Below are 16,397 nucleotides of genomic sequence, written 5' to 3' on the forward strand. Positions count from 1 at the left end.
TAAAATGTTTTATATATTTTAACCTTTAATCCCTGTTGTTGCAATTCCTTCCACAAAGTATTTTTGCAGTAACATGAAGACGATCGTAGCAGGAATAATTGAGACAAGCGACATCGCAAGCAGTTGTCCCCACTCCGCCGCAGATTGGGAGTCATTAATCATCCTTAGCGCTAAGCCTACCGTATATTTTTCTACTGAATTGATGTATAACAGGTGTCCGAGGAAATCATCCCAGTTCCATAAAAAGCAAAAGATCGTAACTGTCACGATCGCAGGGAACGCAAGCGGCATCACCACACGCCAGAAAATTCCGAACCATGAGCAACCGTCTATTTTCGCCGATTCATCTAATTCCCTTGGTACGCCTCGAATGAACTGAATGAGTAGGAAGACGAAAAAGCTTCCACCCGCCCCGCCTGCAAGAAGATGGGGCACGATAAATGGCAAATAGCTATTTACCCAACCTAGCTGATGAAACAAAGAATATTGCGGAATAATTAACACTTGTCCTGGCATCATTAACGTCAACATTAAAATGCCAAACCAAAACTTTTTCAAAGGAAAATCCAATCTAGCAAAACCAAATGCAACTAAAGTACAGGATATTAATGTGGTAATAATAACGGCGATTTCGAGTAAAAACGTATTAAGGTAAAAATGAGTGAAGGTGTAGCCAGGTACAGCATTCCAGCCTTTTACAAAGTTATCCCAATGCAGCACAGAAGGAAAAATGGAGGGGGAACTAAGCTCAGTTGCATCTTTGAGTGAAGCACCTACCCACCAAATAATAGGATAGACCATAATGAAGCTAAAGAGAATCATAAACAGATGACGCAACGTTGGTTTCCATTGTATTCTTTTTAGTGTACTCATCTGCGTTTGTTCCCTCCCCGTTTCTCTCCTGTATCTGACTCATAAAATACCCAATATCTAGAGCTGAAGGCGATTAATACTGTGGCGATCACAATGACAACCAGCATAATCCATGCCAACGCTGAGGCATAACCTAACTCATAGCGGCTAAATGCACGCTCGTATAAATAAAGTGCATACACATAGGTTGCGTTCATTGGCCCACCATTTGTAATTACAAAGGCGGAGGTGAACATTTGGAATGCACCAATTACAGCCATAATTAAGTTAAAGTAAAAAATCGGTGAAAGCATCGGTAATGTAATTTTGAAAAACTGTACGAATTTATTGGCGCCATCCACCGAAGACGCTTCATACAAATCGTTAGGAATCTGCTTTAAGCCTGCTAGAAAAATAACCATCGTCGAGCCAAATTGCCACACGGTTAATAAAATTAGAGTCCCAAGTGCGGTATCTGGACTAGTAATCCAGCCTTTCCCCTCAAACCCAAACACAGCAATCAATTTGTTAAATACGCCATCTACACCAAAAATGTTGCGCCATAATAACGATACCCCTATACTACCTCCAATTAGAGACGGGAAATAAATCGCTGTCCGATAAACGCCAATGCCTTTGACTGCCTTATTGAGAATAATAGCTACAAATAATGCTACCGCAAGCTTTAAAGGCACTGAGGCCAATACATAGGTAAAGGTTACCTTTGCAGATTGAATAAAATTAGGATCAGAAGTAAAAATCCGTTCGTAGTTACGCGTGCCTATCCATTCCATTGGCTGCATTAACGTATAGTTTGTAAAGGAATAATAAAGCGATAAAAACAAAGGATACGCTGTAAGTGCCAAAAATCCGATCAGCCAAGGTGAAATAAATAAGTAGCCTGCTAGGGGCGCGTTCCATCTACTCCGAAAATAAGATGCTTTTTTCTTTTTTGGGGTAGGTTGGACTACAGTGGCTGTGGAACTTTTCATCTATGTTCACCTCTTGATTCAATTTTTGAAAAAATAAAAGATATATTGAGGCATAGTTTAAATTAGTGGTTGGCAACATCCCAAGCAAGCGAAGGGACAAGGGATTCTGGAGAAGTGAAACGTTCATCTCTTAAAACCAGATTTCAACCCTCAAGCTTTCATGGAATAATAAGGAATCTGGTTTTAACAATGATCGCAAGAACCCTCTGTCCTGTAGCCTTCCATCTCCATTATTGGCAACCACTAATTTTTATTCAGACCCATTTCTAATAATTATTTTTCATAGGACAACGATGCATCCTTTAACTGCTCAAACGCCTTCTCTGGTGTAATTTTGCCAAAGCTAAGCTGATCGCGTACTAATACCCAGTCTTTATCAATAAAGTTCGTCCAGCCACCTGCACCAGCAGACCAAGCTTGACCATCCTTTTCTGTCGCACGTAGAAGACCTAAGCCCACCTTATCCAGTTCACTCATGTTAGCTTCAAGTGAGGCTGAAATATCCTTATTCGCAGGTAAACCACGGAAGGTTTGCATAATATTTCCTGCTTCTGGATCGTTAACTAGCCAATTCACAAACTTTTTAGCTTCCTCTGCATGCTTAGAATCTTTAGAAACTGACAGGAACATAGATGGCTTCAACCAGCCCCCAGCTTCTTCAGCACGTGGCATTGTGACAAGGGCATATGCACCTGGCTTGATGCTGTCCCATGTACCTAAGTTGTTGGAGAAGCTATAACGGAATAAAACCTTTCCTGCTGACAATAAATCCATTTGTGGATCATGCTCTTTATCAGAAGCGTTTACATCTGCTGGAGGCACTAATCCTAATGCACGGAGCTCTTCAAACTTTTTCGTCCACTCTAAAAACGAAGCTTGATCGATGTTGAAATGCCCATCATCTGTAACTACTTGCCCTTTACCTTTAGCATATTGATAAGCGGAATACATAAAGTAGTTACCTGCATAATCTAATGTGAAATATTGGCCACTTGGTAATTTAGACTTGGATTCCTTTGCTAATGCGAAAAAGTCATCCCAAGTCCAGCCATCAGTTGGATTAGCAATGCCAAGCTTATCCATCGCTGCTTTATCATAAACCATACCAAAGGCTACGGAGCCCATTGGAATTGCGTATTGCTTCCCATTTAATTGACCACCTGATAGCAATTTTGTATCAAATTTACTGACATCCACCTCAGGAGATAACTCCATTAATTGGTTGCGTCCCATCCAATCTGGCATCCAGCCTGGATCGAGTTGTATCACGTCAGGTGCGTTATTGGATGCAGCTTGCGTTGATAATTTATCCAAATACCCATCCATCCCAGAATATTCAGGCTCAAAGGTAACGTGTGGATTTTTTGTAGTGTACAATTCTAGTGCCTTTAAGGTTGCTTCATGACGTGGCTGAGATCCCCACCACATAATACGTAACTTGACAGACTCGGTGCTAGACGTAGCTGGCTTATCACCATTTGCTGTCTTACTTGAATTTTTTGTGTCCCCACTACTTCCACATGCAACTAAAGTCCCCATTATTCCAATGACAGTTAAAACCGAGAGAAAGCGCTTCCATTTAGACATTCTTAACCCTCCTAATTATATCTGTGTGAATATTCCTACATCGTTATATTAACAATTATGAAAACAAGTTTGTATATGAGTAATGCACGATTTATTTCAAAATCTCACGGAAAATGAGGGGTAAAAAATCTTAATTACAATTTCAGGATCTATTTAGAAATTAGTCCATGACAACGATAGGAGTCTGGTAGCTACGATTCAGAGCGTTCTTGCCCAATTTCAAATAAAAAAAGACTAAAATTTATAGGTATTTTAGTCTCTTACATTATTAATGTCAGAACAATTAATATGAATTATACTGAAAATAATTATAATCATTAGGATTTCATATAGCTCAATCTAGCTATTTATCGTTATCACCTTTTCCCCGTATAACATTAGCTTCGCTTCAAACTCATCTCTATTTTTTTCAAAGTCATCTGTCCATTTAAACATCTCACGGAGCATTGTTAGGGTTGGCTTATAGTGGCACTTCTCTACCCCAAGTTTTTGCTTAATAAACCTTAGAACAATTCTAACCTTTCTCTTCCATAGCGGGGGATCAAGGAAAATAATACGATCTGCCATATCATATAAATATTGATAGGACTTGCGATCTGTGCCTTCAAAAATCCATTTTCCATGCTGATCTATGTCCATAATGACTTGCCATTGCTCATCTGGGGTTCGTTTTGATCTCCCCTCCAATGTCTGGTGGTGAACAACAGCATCTAACTCATACCAAGGAATATTGAGTTCCTGAGATAACTCCCTAGCTAAAGTCGTTTTACCGCTGGCTACAATGCCTACAATAAAAATTTTGTTCATTCCACATTACGTCTTTTCCATTCATCCTCTACGATACGCATTTCAATCAAATTCAAGCTTTTATCCTTCATTTGGATATAGTTTGGGATAAACTTATCTTCCATAAATCCTACACTTTTATAACATTTTAAGGCAGAGATGTTGTAATCAAATACACCTAAGGTAATTCGTTGTAATTTTAAATCCTCAAAACCAACCTTCAAGATAGCTAGAAGCATTTGTTCACCGTAGCCCTTACCTCTACTACCTGGATCGCCAAGAAGTACTTTTCCAATTCGCCCTGATCTATTTTCTCGATCTATTGCACCAATTGAAATATGACCAATGCTTTTATTTGTACCTGGATCTATTACTTTATAAATTAGTTTGCTAGAGGTATCCATATCATTCGCATCCTCAAGATAAGCCTCTAATTGCTCCTTAGTAAGTGGGTATTTAAAATTTACCCCAGCCCATTGTAATAAAAAGGCTTCATCCCCACTCCAACTGATCAGTTGTTCAAAATCTGATGCTTCAAAATATTTTAGTGTGATCATGGCATGACTCCTTCGCTAGTTGGGGGTGTTTGTCACCCACTTATTTAAATAATCAAAAATAATTATACCAATATTTATTTCCTTAAATATTATCATACTTTAAATTAAGGTTTTCTGTAAATTTCGTTATGAGTACACTTTCTTAATGTTCCCTTCCTGCACCACCATCAGCATGAAATTCTGTTGAATGACGAAAAATCTGAAATCCCTCACTCGTTTTTCTTGATACAAAATGTGCATACGTGCTATACCCTATGTTATTATTTTTATTTAAACGACATGTAAACTAATCATAATCTTTTTTTACAATAATTACTTTATTCATTACTGCTTTAGCTCCTTACCACATTTTGAGCAAAACATATATAAATCATTTTCTATTTTGTTCCCACAATAAGGGCAATAATTTAGATCTCCTTCAGCTTGAGCTTCGTGCGAGTCGGTGTCCTTATATGAGTTGCTACGTTGATGAGTGACCTCTTCATATTCTGCTTTACTAATAAATCGGTCAATTGGATCAGGTTCTTCATTACCTTCGGTTATGTCAAACATGGACATGCGATTTTTACTAGTTGCATTAATAAAATGAAAAATGGCTTGCGCAATGGCTACTCCCACAAATACGATTCCAAATAGAACAAAAAAACCAGGTGCTTCCATGCTTGCAGCCATAATTGTCCAAAATACACCAAATATTCCAACCGCAACACTACCTACGACTCCCATTGCTGAAGAGCCTCTCCCAGGTTTAACACTTCTTCTCAATGAAATCCCCCTCTTTGTCTAAGATATAATTTCTATTTACATTAAGGCTTACTTATCAAATAGTAATATTTTTGAATGAAGGATATCCTCTCACGTATATCTTCTCTATAATCTTTTACAATTTAAAAGGAAAGCTTCATAAAAAGTTATGGGTGCTATTTTCCCCTGCATTTCATCTAATCTTAACGATGATTTTATTTTTAATATGGAAAATTTGTGTGAAGCTAGCGCTTTAATACTGGTTTAATTGCTTTACGCAACCAAAAGGCAAGCACCGTACCTGCGCCCCATGAACTCGGGTTTTGTAGGTATTCGTTATAATGATCGTTAATCATATAAGTCCGTGTGGAGGTGGGGCTTTTTAACCCAAACTCCTCCCATACTGCCGGATCATTAGAGCCGCCAAGCTGGATGAGCATGTTATCTACTTCTTGCTGTAATTTAAGCGGGATTTCGTTATAGGCTTGAATAATTTGGTCATGAAATTCATTGATTGGATTGCGGTTGCCAAGACTAGTCAAGTGAATACTCTCACGAATATATGAGACGTACGCTAGATGTTCCGCCCAAAGCTTGTCTATATAATATAGTCGCACCCTCCGCTCAGAAGGACTCATATGCAGTTCTCCTTTTAAAATAGAAAGACGCTCCTTATACAGCATACGCCGCTGCATTTCGAGCACATCGGAATAGCTGTTTAGTTCCTGACGAATATCAAAGTTTTGTCCCATCATCATACGCTGAATTTGCCCAATTTTTTTACTTAACATCGGTTCATTAATCGCCTGTTCTTGCCTTGGGACGGAAATCATTTTATCCAACCCAAAGCGCATCAGCAGTTCATCTTCTAAGCTTACAATAAATACGGAAGCTCCAGGATCACCTTGGCGACCTGCCCGCCCACGTAACTGGTCATCAATTCGCATACTCTGGTGCACATGTGTACCAATGACGTATAAGCCTCCTAGCTTCGCAACCCGCTCTGCTTCTGCTGGATTTCCACCTCCCAGTCGAATATCAACACCACGACCCGCCATATTCGTAGATACAGTTACGGCTCCAAACTCCCCTGCTTTAGCGATAATCTCTGCTTCTTCGGCATCGTTTTTGGCATTTAAAACATGGCAAGGCACGTTAGCAACTGCTAGTGCCTCAGATAGGATATTCGACTCTTCCACACTAGCTGTACCAATAAGAATTGGACGTCCTGTTGTATGGACAGAAGAAATTTCTTGTACAAGCGCCTTTAGCTTCGCCTCTTTATGCGTATAGACCCTATGCGGCTCATCCCTTCGTTGATTAGGTTGATTGGGGGGAATCTGTAAAACCTGCAATTCGTATAATGCCTTAAACTCAATTGCTGAGGCATGAGCTGTCGCTGTCATTCCAGAAATTTTGGGATATAAGCTAAGGAAGTGTTGAAGTGTAATTGTGCCTAACACCCTGCCACCTGCTTTAGATTTTAATCCTTCCTTCACATAAAGTGCTGCTTGTAAACCGTCAGGTAAATGTCTATTTTCTGCCACACGACCCGTATACTCATCAATTAATTCAATTTGACCATTTCGGACGATATAATCTACATCTTTTTTTAGTAAAACTTCCGCGTGTAATGCACAATTTAAAGACATCAACAGCTGGCTATGGTGACTTTCATACAAATCTCCACATCCCAATAGTGCTTCCACTTTGGTAGCACCTTCTTCATTTAAATATACATTGCGTTTAAATTCATCAAAATCATAATGCATATGTAGCTTAAGCTGCCGCACAACCTCAGCCAATTCCATATCCGCTTTCTCAGTCATGTCTCTATCCCCAGCAATGATTAGCGGAACACGCGCTTCATCAAGAAGCAAAGAATCCGCTTCATCCACAATGACATAGTGGAAAGGACGGTGAACAAGATCATCTTCATCAAGTGCAATGGTATCACGCAAATAATCAAAACCCGCTTCTTTTGCCGTGACATAAGTAATATCTGCCCTGTATGCGGCCCTTTTTTGAGATAAACTCATATTTGCTTGAACTGCATTTACAGACAATCCAAGGAAAGTATAAATAGGACTCATCCAAGTCGCATCCCGATTTGCCAAATATTCATTAAAGGTCAGCACGTGAACCCCTTTGCCAGTTAAGGCGTGAAGATATGCAGGCATAACTGCGGAGAGCGTTTTTCCTTCCCCAGTGTGCTGTTCAATTAAATATCCCTCATACAAAGCAATCGCAGCCATGATCTGAACATTATAGGGACGTAAGCCAAGCTTTCTTTTTGCTGTCTCATAAACAAGTGCATAGGCGTCTACAAGCAACTCGTCCAAAGGTGTACCATCTATTGCTTCCTTTTTTAAACGAAGAGACTCCGCTTGTAGCTCTTGATCATTCCAAGCTTCTAAATTCCGATTTTTAATCTGTTCGGTCTTCGCTTTTAACTGTGTTAGTTTGTGGTTGTGATCACGATTCTTGAAGCTTTGGATTAACTTCTTTGCTGGATTCATCAAATAAAATCGCTCCTTTACGGTAAACTACTGTAGCCGACATTAGCCTGTATTAGGTAGATGTTGATCTATTTACGTTCAAGAGCCATAAACGTTGCACGTTTTTCCTCATATTATTTGGAAACTAACGTATACTCTGCTTACACATTACCAATAAATTAGCTTACTAGCAAAAAACAAAAACGGAGGTGACTTTTAGACAATCTCCGTTTTTACCTTTTTATTATGTATTTTTCTTTATATCTGTCACATCGAAAGAAGAAACTGTACTACACAAATATTCTTTGAGCTATTAACGCATTTCTAAGATATTAATTCCCTTCCCTTCAATAAAAAAGTCTTCAAATGTCTCTGCAAATTTAGTCGCTTCTTCAAAAAAGTTTCCGTCACCCGCTCCAACAATATACAACCCTACCCCTTCTTGTCCCTTGCCATAATAATACACATTACCACCTAAGTCTGTAGCAAAAATTAGTCCCTCCTTAATATCTTCTTTAAAATATGGATAATTGTCATCAACATTAATAATATCTGTAACATAAACAAAGTTTATAATTATTGATGTACCCTTAATCTTAAAACCATAAATGATTGCCTCTTCCAAAATATCAATTAACATTTTAGGTCCGTGGCATTTCACTTTCGTTATATAAGCTTACAAATCGGCTGTTAACTACAGATAATAAATTCATTTTTGGCCTCCTTATGGAAAGCTTGCTCATCCATCTGTCACTTTTCATGATGAGATTCGTGCAGTATTGACTTTGCTATTTCATATTAGATTATTATCGTAGATTTGTTGCAAAAGGTTTCGTCCATAATTAACGATGACCTCAGCGTTATTTTGAGTACCATAATAAATATCGGCAATCGCCATTTTGATACAGCAAATTTGGATTTGCCCCTTTTTGTCTTTCAACACTTCTAGCCCATATCCATTAAAGAAGGCATTCATCGCTACTTTGTTATTTGCAAAATATCTTTCAAATAAGATCGAAAAGTGGTCCACATCTATGCCCCATAACATATTTTCAAAATCAATCATGCCTGTTACAGTCCCACACTCATCTACTAACCAATTACCAGGCGTAGAATCCCAGCTTATAGGCACTGGCTTAACATGCTCAAAAACTTGAATATTGTGAAGTGCGCACTGAGCAAGCTCTATTTCCATAGGTGTCAGTAAGTTTTGCTCCTCACAGCGATTAGACGTTTCTTGAATTGAATCGTAAACATAGTTCATTGGATTTTTGCTAGGCGAAAGGTCAATTGGGGTTCCTTTTAGATCAGGACGACCAAACCATGTTCCACTTTGTGAATCATGTAGTATTTTTATTAACTCCCCAGCTTGGCGGTAGGCTTTTGTAGTTGCCTTTATATCTAAATCTGCCTCTCTCATAATGACACCATCAATAGAAGTAATTAAGATAGCATAGAGTCCTTCTTTTTCAAATACATCAATTAATTTAGGGACATAGGATTGCAAAGGGTGTAACCAGTTTGTATAGGCGTAAACTTCGGGGTGCCATCGTTCTTTTCGATTAAAAGCTTTTAAGTAATAACAGCTTTTGTTTATATCTGAACAAATCTTCCATACTCCAGTTCTTGAACTATTGGGTCTGTAATTAGCAAGAATTTGAAATGGTCCGATGCAGTTTTTTATAAATTCAGAAAGTTGAGAATCCAATGCATCTGATATTAAATGATTGATAATATCACCCTCTAATTGATGTTTTTATACTTTGATATACTTCTGTATTGTTTATTCATCGGTGGGATCTCCTGCTGCAATGTTTAATACAAGTATAACCTCACTTTCAAATTTTTTTAAGTTATACTAGACTTTTAGAAAAAAGCCATCTTTTTTTCCAAAAAGATGGCCTTGATCTCAACAGTATTCAATTTGTATTTCTACCCTACTCCCCATACAATTGTCCACTTTCGTTTTAACTCCGATTTAGTTTTATTACTCACGCTTTAGTGTAATCTTAAATATATCGCGCGCTTCGCCGCCAAAGACGATCAAGCCACCCTCAGGCAAAACCACGCTAGAGCTGCCACTGGCCACCGAATGATGAATCGGTATTCCATTGGCGTCATAAACCACGAAGCCGCTAGACTCTGGCATCTCAACCGTCATGGTTTTTCCCCCTGCTCCCTCACCAATTTGGAACCAGCGCGCATGGCCAGACGCAGGAATGGTTACAGTAGAGGCACTTCCGTTATAAATCGGCATAATCGCCGTTTCGCTGATGAAGGTCCAACCACCCGATTGTAAATATTCAATCCCATTCTCTTTATAAAAAAACAAATCAAATGCGTCACGGCCGTTCATAACGGGAATTTCGGCAATGTTCATTGCCTTATTGTTCTCCATAATAATGGTTCCATTAGCATAACCGCTTCCCTCGTCAAGCTGAATCTTTTTCGATAACACTTGAGGCGAAAAATAAAACAGCGAATTAATTTTTTCATTTACTGCATAATAGGTTTTTCCATCGCGTTTCTTCCATGCCTGTGTGATGGCAGCATCCGGCGTATTAGCGTCCAGCTTCTGCAGCTCATAATGATCGAGAGCGGATTGTCCAAATCCGGGAAACTCCAGCACACTCTGGACACGAACATAGGTCTTTCCGTTACTTTGCTCATCGAAGCTGATAGCTGTACGTCCATCCTCTCCCATAAAGACCTGATCACCGATATAAACGTAGGTTTGCTCCGGAATGAGGCCGCCCTTCATCGCAGGCAGGTTTATTTCACCATCCTTGACCGTAAGGCTAAGTGTAGAGCCAACCTTTCCATATAAACCGGAGTAGGCCTTAAAATGATCCGGCATTTCTTTTTTGACAGGTGCTTCGAAGGTTTTGTCTGGTCGAATATCCTTGATTTCACCGGCTCCCTTCAGGTAAGCCAACAAAATATTTGATGCCGCCGCTGTATTGAAGGTGGACGGTCCACCTGCTGTCAGAAACGCAATCGAAACCTCCTGCTCCGGCAAAGCAATGTACGCCGCATGATACAGAATCGTATTTCCGCCTTTGGTCACTGCTTGAATGCCGTAATCGTCAAAAGGAGCCAAATCGACCGAGTCCCACCCCAGCCCATACCCGTAAACGTTCGAGCTTCCGTCAACCCAAACGCCGTTGCGGTATTCTGGCTGCTGCATAGCAAAAGCCGCCGCTTTCGACAATAGGTTCGGTTGTTTGCCTGTCAACACTTCCGAGAACAAGGTCAGCTCCTCAGCGGTGGAATAAATGCCGCCGGTTCCGAGAACGTTGGCGTTTTCGACGGGGAGCGCACCGTCGATGCCTGGCACACGCACCGGGTAGATCTGATTTCGATCAAACGTGTCAAGCGGGGTTTTCGTTGAAGTCAGTCCTAACGGGGTACTAATGCTTTGTGCAAGAAATTGGCTGTAGCTCATGCCACTTACCCGCTCCACCAAAATCTCGAGCAATTGAAAGCCGTCGTTGGCATAAACGGAATATTCACCCGGCTCCGACTTTAGGCGCTCTGAACGCAAATTTTGCAGTAATATGTCATGATTCTCCGTATCATTATCTGCAAACAACATGCTGTTTCTATAATGACTACCATAAAACCCAGCCGAATGGTTCATAAGCATGCGTGGTGTAATCTGTTTGTACCTTTCGTCGGCCATTTTGAAATCGGAGATATAGTTCGTAAGAGGAGAGTCAATGTCCACCTTACCAGCATCGGCCAACATCATCGTTGCAGCGGTTACGTACATTTTGCTGACCGAGCCAATGGCAAACATGACGTTATTTCCGATCGGCGTCTTGTTTCCTGCAGCATCGACGCCTAGTCCTCCAGACAATACGATCTCTCCTTTGCTGCGGATTGCATACTGTACGCCACTTGCACCATAGCCGTCGATAAGCGTCTGCGCCATCAATTGCGCTTCCGCGGCGGCTAATCGCCTAGCTTCTGAACCTTGATCGGCCTTTGTCACCCCGTCCTCAGACTTTGCTACTATACCCTGATTAGCCTGTACCGCTCCTTCAGCCATCGGAGTTGCAAACAGCACAGCTGCGATCATGACTACGCCTGTTCTTTTCCACATTTTCATTTCGTCATTCCCTCTTTCTGCAGATCATTGTGTAGTGAACTCATCATAGTGGAAACAGCGGGAAGAAAAGAACAAATCCCCCTGAAACGAAAAAAAGAATCCCCGAAATGCATTACGTTCGGGAATCCCTGGGGCTAGCGAACGGCAAAACAACCATATTCTCAAATTGTTGCGATTCGCTTTCGATGGTCATGTGCCCGCCATATTTTTCGCAGATTCGTTTAATATTGGTCAATCCGTAGCCATGATATTCTGGATTTGCTTTTTTGCTCTGCAAATTGGTTATCTCCCGCTCCACATGATTGCGAACACGGATAAATAACGCAACTTCATTGGAACGAATATGTATAAGGATGTGCCTATCTTCAGCCATTTTTATTTTTTTTGAAGCCTCGATGGCATTGTCCAGCAAATTACCTAGCACAACGCATAGATCATAACGATCAACGGGTAGCTTACTGTCGAACAGAAGAAGCTCAGTTGCCATAGTAATTCCATTCGCTTGCCCGATGTTTAGCGCATTGGTTACCAGAGCGTCGATAACAAGATTGCCGGTGTTAATTCGGTGATACGCCCCTTCAACCTTGTTCAGCGTGACGCGGATATACTCGCTCGCTTCAACCGTCATGCCCCGACTGATGCATTCTTCAATGTATAGCAGGTGCTGGTTAGTGTCGTGAATGATGCTTTTGATTTTTTTGAAGCTATGCACCGTCTTTTCGTAGTTAGCGTCCTGATAATCCATTTGAAGCTGGAGCTGTGTATTTTCGTGCAAAAGCTGGAATCTCGCCATGACCGTATCAAGGATATAGACGACCAGCACGTTGAGTATGATAAAGCCAAAAACCGAAAGAAAATAATTGATGTTTTTTTCGCTGTAGATCGTAAGCACATTTACCTGATAGATACTGATGGCTGGCACACTGAGAAACAGCAAATAATAACGGAGGCTTAGCGGGTAGCTTCTTCGTTTGGAGAAAAAGCGAATGACTTGAATCACCGCAAACATGATGATACAGCTAATTAGTAGAGCTCTACCATAAAGCATCTGATCCCCATTATTGCTGGTGTAGGCATTGTCCAGCGCCACGGACAGCGAGGGATCAAGCAAATAAAGACAAAGCGTGTTAACAAGCGTCAGCAGCACAGCATAAAGAACGGAAAACACCAGTTTCATTCGAAGCTCAGCCTCATACCCCAATGACAAACAAAAAATAACCGTCACATACAGCAAGTTGGACCATAACAAGGAAAAAGGCGCGGTCAAATACAGCACATTGATGATCAGAAACGCCAGAATGTACTTCCACTTCGTTGGCTTGCTTCTCTCTTTGCCAAAGACGGAATTAAAATAAAAATTCACTTGAACTGCCATAACCAGCACAATACTCAGGTTCAACATCAGCATTAGAGGCTCCATCGTTTCAATCCACCTTCATGACCATAAATTTGGTACATACATCTTTAACTTCCTTACTCTTGGAGCGGCCAATCGGTAGCTCCAGTCCGTTAGACATCACTACGTTGTTCCCTGAAAATTTATGCACGTGAAGCAGATTGATAAGAATCGAGCGATGAATCTGCAGAAATTTGCTGCTTTTTAATGCCTCTGCGTATTGCGAAATCAATCCACGACCGTCATAAACGGCACCCACCGTCGTAAATTTCAGCTTTCCCTTCACCGTCAAGCTTTTAGCCGCTTCTATGGCAACAATGTCCTCGATTCGCAGCACAAATTCCTCATATGCCGATTTGATAATTAAAATATCCTGATCCCGTTCTTCGAAATACCGACACAGCCTCAGCAGCTTACTCTCGAAAACCTCTGGCTCAATCGGCTTCATCAAATACTGGAAAGTAACCACGTCAAAGCTTTCCAGCATATATTCAGCGTAGCTCGTCAGAAAAACAATTTGTTCGTGATTCCGCTTCATTTCCCGCAGCCTGCGCGCAGTCTGAATACCGTTTAAGCCGCTCATCTCAATATCAAGAATGAGGATATGGAAAGGAGCCTCCTCCTTCTCGTAATGCGCGATTAACCCCTCGCCGGAAGCAAACTCTACCACCTCGAAGTCGCTCCCGCTTTTGACGGATAGAGCGACCAGCATCCCTCTTACCTTCTCCCTCTCTCTTTCCTCATCATCGCAAATAGCAATTCTGTACATATGATTTCTCCTCTCTTAAACAAAAAAGTTACCATCTACAAATGGTCCACCTCTTTACGAATATATAAGTAACCCCTTACGAATTGCCGATATTCCTAATTAAAAGTCCATTCCACGAATGATGATTAACCAAAAGGAATTCCGAAGCCTTCGTCATTTAGAGATGGAATTATACGATTATATCAACTGGTTCAACAAGCAACGATTTCATGTTGACAATGCAAACCACCAGGAGAAAATATTTAATTAAAAAAACTTTTGAAGGTCTTTATTTTGACCATTCATTTAAAGTTACCCATGTAAGCACATCTCCCTTAAGCAAAATAGGTATTCCATCTCTATTTATTTCTATTTGATAAGGTTTTATATCATATTTCACACATGTCCAATTTTCATAAATACTTTTAAGCTTGTCCACTAAATAATGTGTTTCAAAATTCAATTCATACATAGGTTCGATTTTCTCACCTGAATCTATATTTCGTTCAGATACATTGGTGCTAATGATAAAACTATTAATTCCCTTAGCCTTAGTGCCCTGCATTATTTTTGCAACAACATTATTAAACGTATACTCACAATCTAAATGCTCCAAGCTTGATACCGCAAAAATAAAATCATAATGTCCGGCTTCAATAGAAAAGTTGGCAATGTCGCTTAAAACACATTCCACTTTGTTAGTGACATTAAACTTTGCAGCGTTGAGTTGTAATTTATGAATAGCCGATTCTAACAAATCAACACATACCACTTTACCATTACGATCTCCTAATGCTTCTGCTAAAGGTATGCTATTTCTCCCTACACCACAGCCCAAATCTAGCATGTTAATTTCTTTCAGGTCCTCAAAGGTTGAAAATAAATTCAAAATAGTTTGCACCGGCTTATATAACCAAGAGCCCTGCTCAAATAAAGCATACTTGTCATAGCAATGATCATGATAAGCTTTTTCTTTGGATCTAATCGTTTGAATGCGATTCATAACCGTAAAGGTCAGCCCTTTCTACATTTCAGGTCTCCATACTACCTCTAAAACATTGAGCACTAAAACTACGACCACGCGATTTTTACTCTATTATCTATGTTATATTATATAGATTACTATTTATTTACTTATACGACAAAATTTTCCCTTTAGATAGCGACTTATTAGTTCGATTCTCTTTCATTTGGAATCTGTCCTAGAAGTTATTTCCAACCTAATCATCGGTTCTAATTTCAATATACCTATGATTTTGAATTTTAGCAAAAACACCAGTGAATCTACTAAAATATTGAAACTAAAATTAGATAATGGGAAGATAGTGTATATTGAACTTTAAACCAACTGAAGATTTATAATCTAATCTCTATACAAAAAGCCATCTTTTTCGCCCAAAAGATGGCCTTTGCCCCAACAGTATTAAAATTGTATTCCTATCCTACTCCCCATACAATTGTCCACTTGATCATCCTTATTCATTTTCAATATCAAATTCACTATCTCTTCTTATAAAACTCATGATACAGCTTCATTAACGCTCTTTTCTCAATCCTAGACACATAGCTACGGCTAATCCCCAATTCCTTGGCGATCTCTCTTTGCGTTCGTTCCTCGCCACCCGCTTCAAGCCCAAACCTGCCAACGACAACCTCTTTTTCGCGATCATCCAAAATATCTAGGTTTTGATATATTTTACTTTTTTCCATTTTAAGCTCAACACTGTCTGCAACCTCATCGGATTCTGTGCCTAAAATATCAATTAATGTAATTTCATTAACATATGTATTATAGACATGATTTTTCATATGAATTTCCTCTTTGTTTATAAAGATTTTTACCTCGTTATATTCCCGCTGTATATCGGCCAGTTTTGAATAAACTTTAACCTGCCATTACAAATACGACAAACATCTTTATAAGGGAGGAAAATCATTTATTGTCTGAAAAATCTAACAATGTAATTTAAAAAAGCAATATTTATATAACGGACAGAGGATAAAACAGCATGTATTCTCTTTCAAATACTGCAAGTAATTACTTGACGTGAAATTACTCATTATGAGTTAGTATCAAAAATGAAGAGGTCAGCCAAGATTTCAGCTGACCTTAACAATAAAAATTA

The 16,397-nt window shown here is 39.8% G+C and carries 14 protein-coding genes and 1 pseudogene; 1 reads left to right on the forward strand and 14 read right to left on the reverse strand.

The window, feature by feature from the left end:
- Positions 1-18: 18 nt before the first annotated feature.
- The 12 genes from J2Z32_RS06825 to J2Z32_RS06880 form a co-directional block, all read right to left on the reverse strand.
- On the reverse strand, positions 19-873 hold the full coding sequence (locus J2Z32_RS06825) for a carbohydrate ABC transporter permease (protein ID WP_210088437.1): 855 nt from the start codon (positions 871-873) through the stop codon (positions 19-21).
- Positions 870-1,844 carry a carbohydrate ABC transporter permease gene (locus tag J2Z32_RS06830; protein ID WP_210088438.1) on the reverse strand — a complete coding sequence of 325 codons (975 nt, stop codon included), beginning with the start codon at positions 1,842-1,844 and terminating at the stop codon, positions 870-872. Before J2Z32_RS06830 ends, J2Z32_RS06825 begins: the two co-directional genes overlap by 4 nt.
- A gap of 273 nt (positions 1,845-2,117) precedes the next feature.
- Entirely contained in the window at positions 2,118-3,431 is a 1,314-nt protein-coding gene (locus J2Z32_RS06835; RefSeq protein WP_210088439.1) for an ABC transporter substrate-binding protein, read from the reverse strand.
- Positions 3,432-3,770: 339 nt separating this feature from the next.
- Positions 3,771-4,238, reverse strand: coding sequence for a P-loop NTPase family protein (locus J2Z32_RS06840; protein ID WP_210088440.1), 468 nt, complete (start codon positions 4,236-4,238; stop codon positions 3,771-3,773).
- On the reverse strand, positions 4,235-4,774 hold the full coding sequence (locus tag J2Z32_RS06845) for a GNAT family N-acetyltransferase (protein WP_210088441.1): 540 nt from the start codon (positions 4,772-4,774) through the stop codon (positions 4,235-4,237). The genes J2Z32_RS06840 and J2Z32_RS06845 overlap by 4 nt, the downstream gene beginning before the upstream one ends.
- 324 nt (positions 4,775-5,098) lie before the next feature.
- Positions 5,099-5,539, reverse strand: coding sequence for a zinc ribbon domain-containing protein (locus J2Z32_RS06850; RefSeq protein WP_245251268.1), 441 nt, complete (start codon positions 5,537-5,539; stop codon positions 5,099-5,101).
- 224 nt (positions 5,540-5,763) lie between these two features.
- On the reverse strand, positions 5,764-8,037 hold the full coding sequence (locus tag J2Z32_RS06855; RefSeq protein ID WP_210088442.1) for a preprotein translocase subunit SecA: 2,274 nt from the start codon (positions 8,035-8,037) through the stop codon (positions 5,764-5,766).
- A gap of 292 nt (positions 8,038-8,329) precedes the next feature.
- A complete protein-coding gene (locus tag J2Z32_RS06860; RefSeq protein ID WP_210088443.1) occupies positions 8,330-8,656 on the reverse strand; it encodes a hypothetical protein in 327 nt (108 codons plus the stop codon).
- Between the two features lie 153 nt (positions 8,657-8,809).
- On the reverse strand, positions 8,810-9,724 hold the full coding sequence (locus J2Z32_RS06865) for an aminoglycoside phosphotransferase family protein (protein WP_280921113.1): 915 nt from the start codon (positions 9,722-9,724) through the stop codon (positions 8,810-8,812).
- Between the two features lie 279 nt (positions 9,725-10,003).
- Complete coding sequence (locus tag J2Z32_RS06870; protein WP_245251269.1) at positions 10,004-12,127, reverse strand: serine hydrolase domain-containing protein; 2,124 nt, start codon at positions 12,125-12,127, stop codon at positions 10,004-10,006.
- A gap of 112 nt (positions 12,128-12,239) precedes the next feature.
- A complete protein-coding gene (locus J2Z32_RS06875; protein WP_210088445.1) occupies positions 12,240-13,547 on the reverse strand; it encodes an ATP-binding protein in 1,308 nt (435 codons plus the stop codon).
- Between the two features lie 4 nt (positions 13,548-13,551).
- The gene (locus tag J2Z32_RS06880; protein WP_210088446.1) at positions 13,552-14,292 is read right to left on the reverse strand and encodes a LytR/AlgR family response regulator transcription factor; all 741 of its coding nucleotides are present in this window, start codon (positions 14,290-14,292) and stop codon (positions 13,552-13,554) included.
- A 121-nt stretch (positions 14,293-14,413) separates the two neighbouring features.
- Between J2Z32_RS06880 and J2Z32_RS22700 the strand changes: the two genes are divergently transcribed.
- The gene (locus tag J2Z32_RS22700; protein ID WP_210088447.1) at positions 14,414-14,542 is read left to right on the forward strand and encodes an IS3 family transposase; all 129 of its coding nucleotides are present in this window, start codon (positions 14,414-14,416) and stop codon (positions 14,540-14,542) included.
- 18 nt (positions 14,543-14,560) lie between these two features.
- On the opposite strand, the gene J2Z32_RS06890 is transcribed toward J2Z32_RS22700, so the two are convergent.
- Both J2Z32_RS06890 and J2Z32_RS06895 read right to left on the reverse strand, forming a co-directional pair.
- Positions 14,561-15,274, reverse strand: coding sequence for a class I SAM-dependent methyltransferase (locus tag J2Z32_RS06890; RefSeq protein ID WP_210088448.1), 714 nt, complete (start codon positions 15,272-15,274; stop codon positions 14,561-14,563).
- 497 nt (positions 15,275-15,771) lie between these two features.
- A pseudogene (locus tag J2Z32_RS06895) lies at positions 15,772-16,050 on the reverse strand (sigma-70 family RNA polymerase sigma factor); the annotation flags it as partial.
- Positions 16,051-16,397: the final 347 nt, after the last annotated feature.

The organism is Paenibacillus turicensis, from assembly GCF_017873435.1.
Classification (GTDB): Bacteria; Bacillota; Bacilli; order Paenibacillales; family Paenibacillaceae; genus Fontibacillus; species Fontibacillus turicensis.

Excerpts from the sequence above, each read along its gene's own strand:
- J2Z32_RS06825 (WP_210088437.1), bottom strand. The coding sequence starts at position 873 with ATGAGTACACTAAAAAGAATACAATGGAAACCAACGTTGCGTCATCTG.
- J2Z32_RS06830 (WP_210088438.1), bottom strand. The coding sequence starts at position 1,844 with ATGAAAAGTTCCACAGCCACTGTAGTCCAACCTACCCCAAAAAAGAAA.
- J2Z32_RS06835 (WP_210088439.1), bottom strand. The coding sequence starts at position 3,431 with ATGTCTAAATGGAAGCGCTTTCTCTCGGTTTTAACTGTCATTGGAATA.
- J2Z32_RS06840 (WP_210088440.1), bottom strand. The coding sequence starts at position 4,238 with ATGAACAAAATTTTTATTGTAGGCATTGTAGCCAGCGGTAAAACGACT.
- J2Z32_RS06845 (WP_210088441.1), bottom strand. The coding sequence starts at position 4,774 with ATGATCACACTAAAATATTTTGAAGCATCAGATTTTGAACAACTGATC.
- J2Z32_RS06855 (WP_210088442.1), bottom strand. The coding sequence starts at position 8,037 with ATGAATCCAGCAAAGAAGTTAATCCAAAGCTTCAAGAATCGTGATCAC.
- J2Z32_RS06860 (WP_210088443.1), bottom strand. The coding sequence starts at position 8,656 with ATGTTAATTGATATTTTGGAAGAGGCAATCATTTATGGTTTTAAGATT.
- J2Z32_RS06870 (WP_245251269.1), bottom strand. The coding sequence starts at position 12,127 with ATGAAAATGTGGAAAAGAACAGGCGTAGTCATGATCGCAGCTGTGCTG.
- J2Z32_RS06875 (WP_210088445.1), bottom strand. The coding sequence starts at position 13,547 with ATGGAGCCTCTAATGCTGATGTTGAACCTGAGTATTGTGCTGGTTATG.
- J2Z32_RS06880 (WP_210088446.1), bottom strand. The coding sequence starts at position 14,292 with ATGTACAGAATTGCTATTTGCGATGATGAGGAAAGAGAGAGGGAGAAG.
- J2Z32_RS22700 (WP_210088447.1), top strand. The coding sequence starts at position 14,414 with ATGATTAACCAAAAGGAATTCCGAAGCCTTCGTCATTTAGAGATGGAA.
- J2Z32_RS06890 (WP_210088448.1), bottom strand. The coding sequence starts at position 15,274 with ATGAATCGCATTCAAACGATTAGATCCAAAGAAAAAGCTTATCATGAT.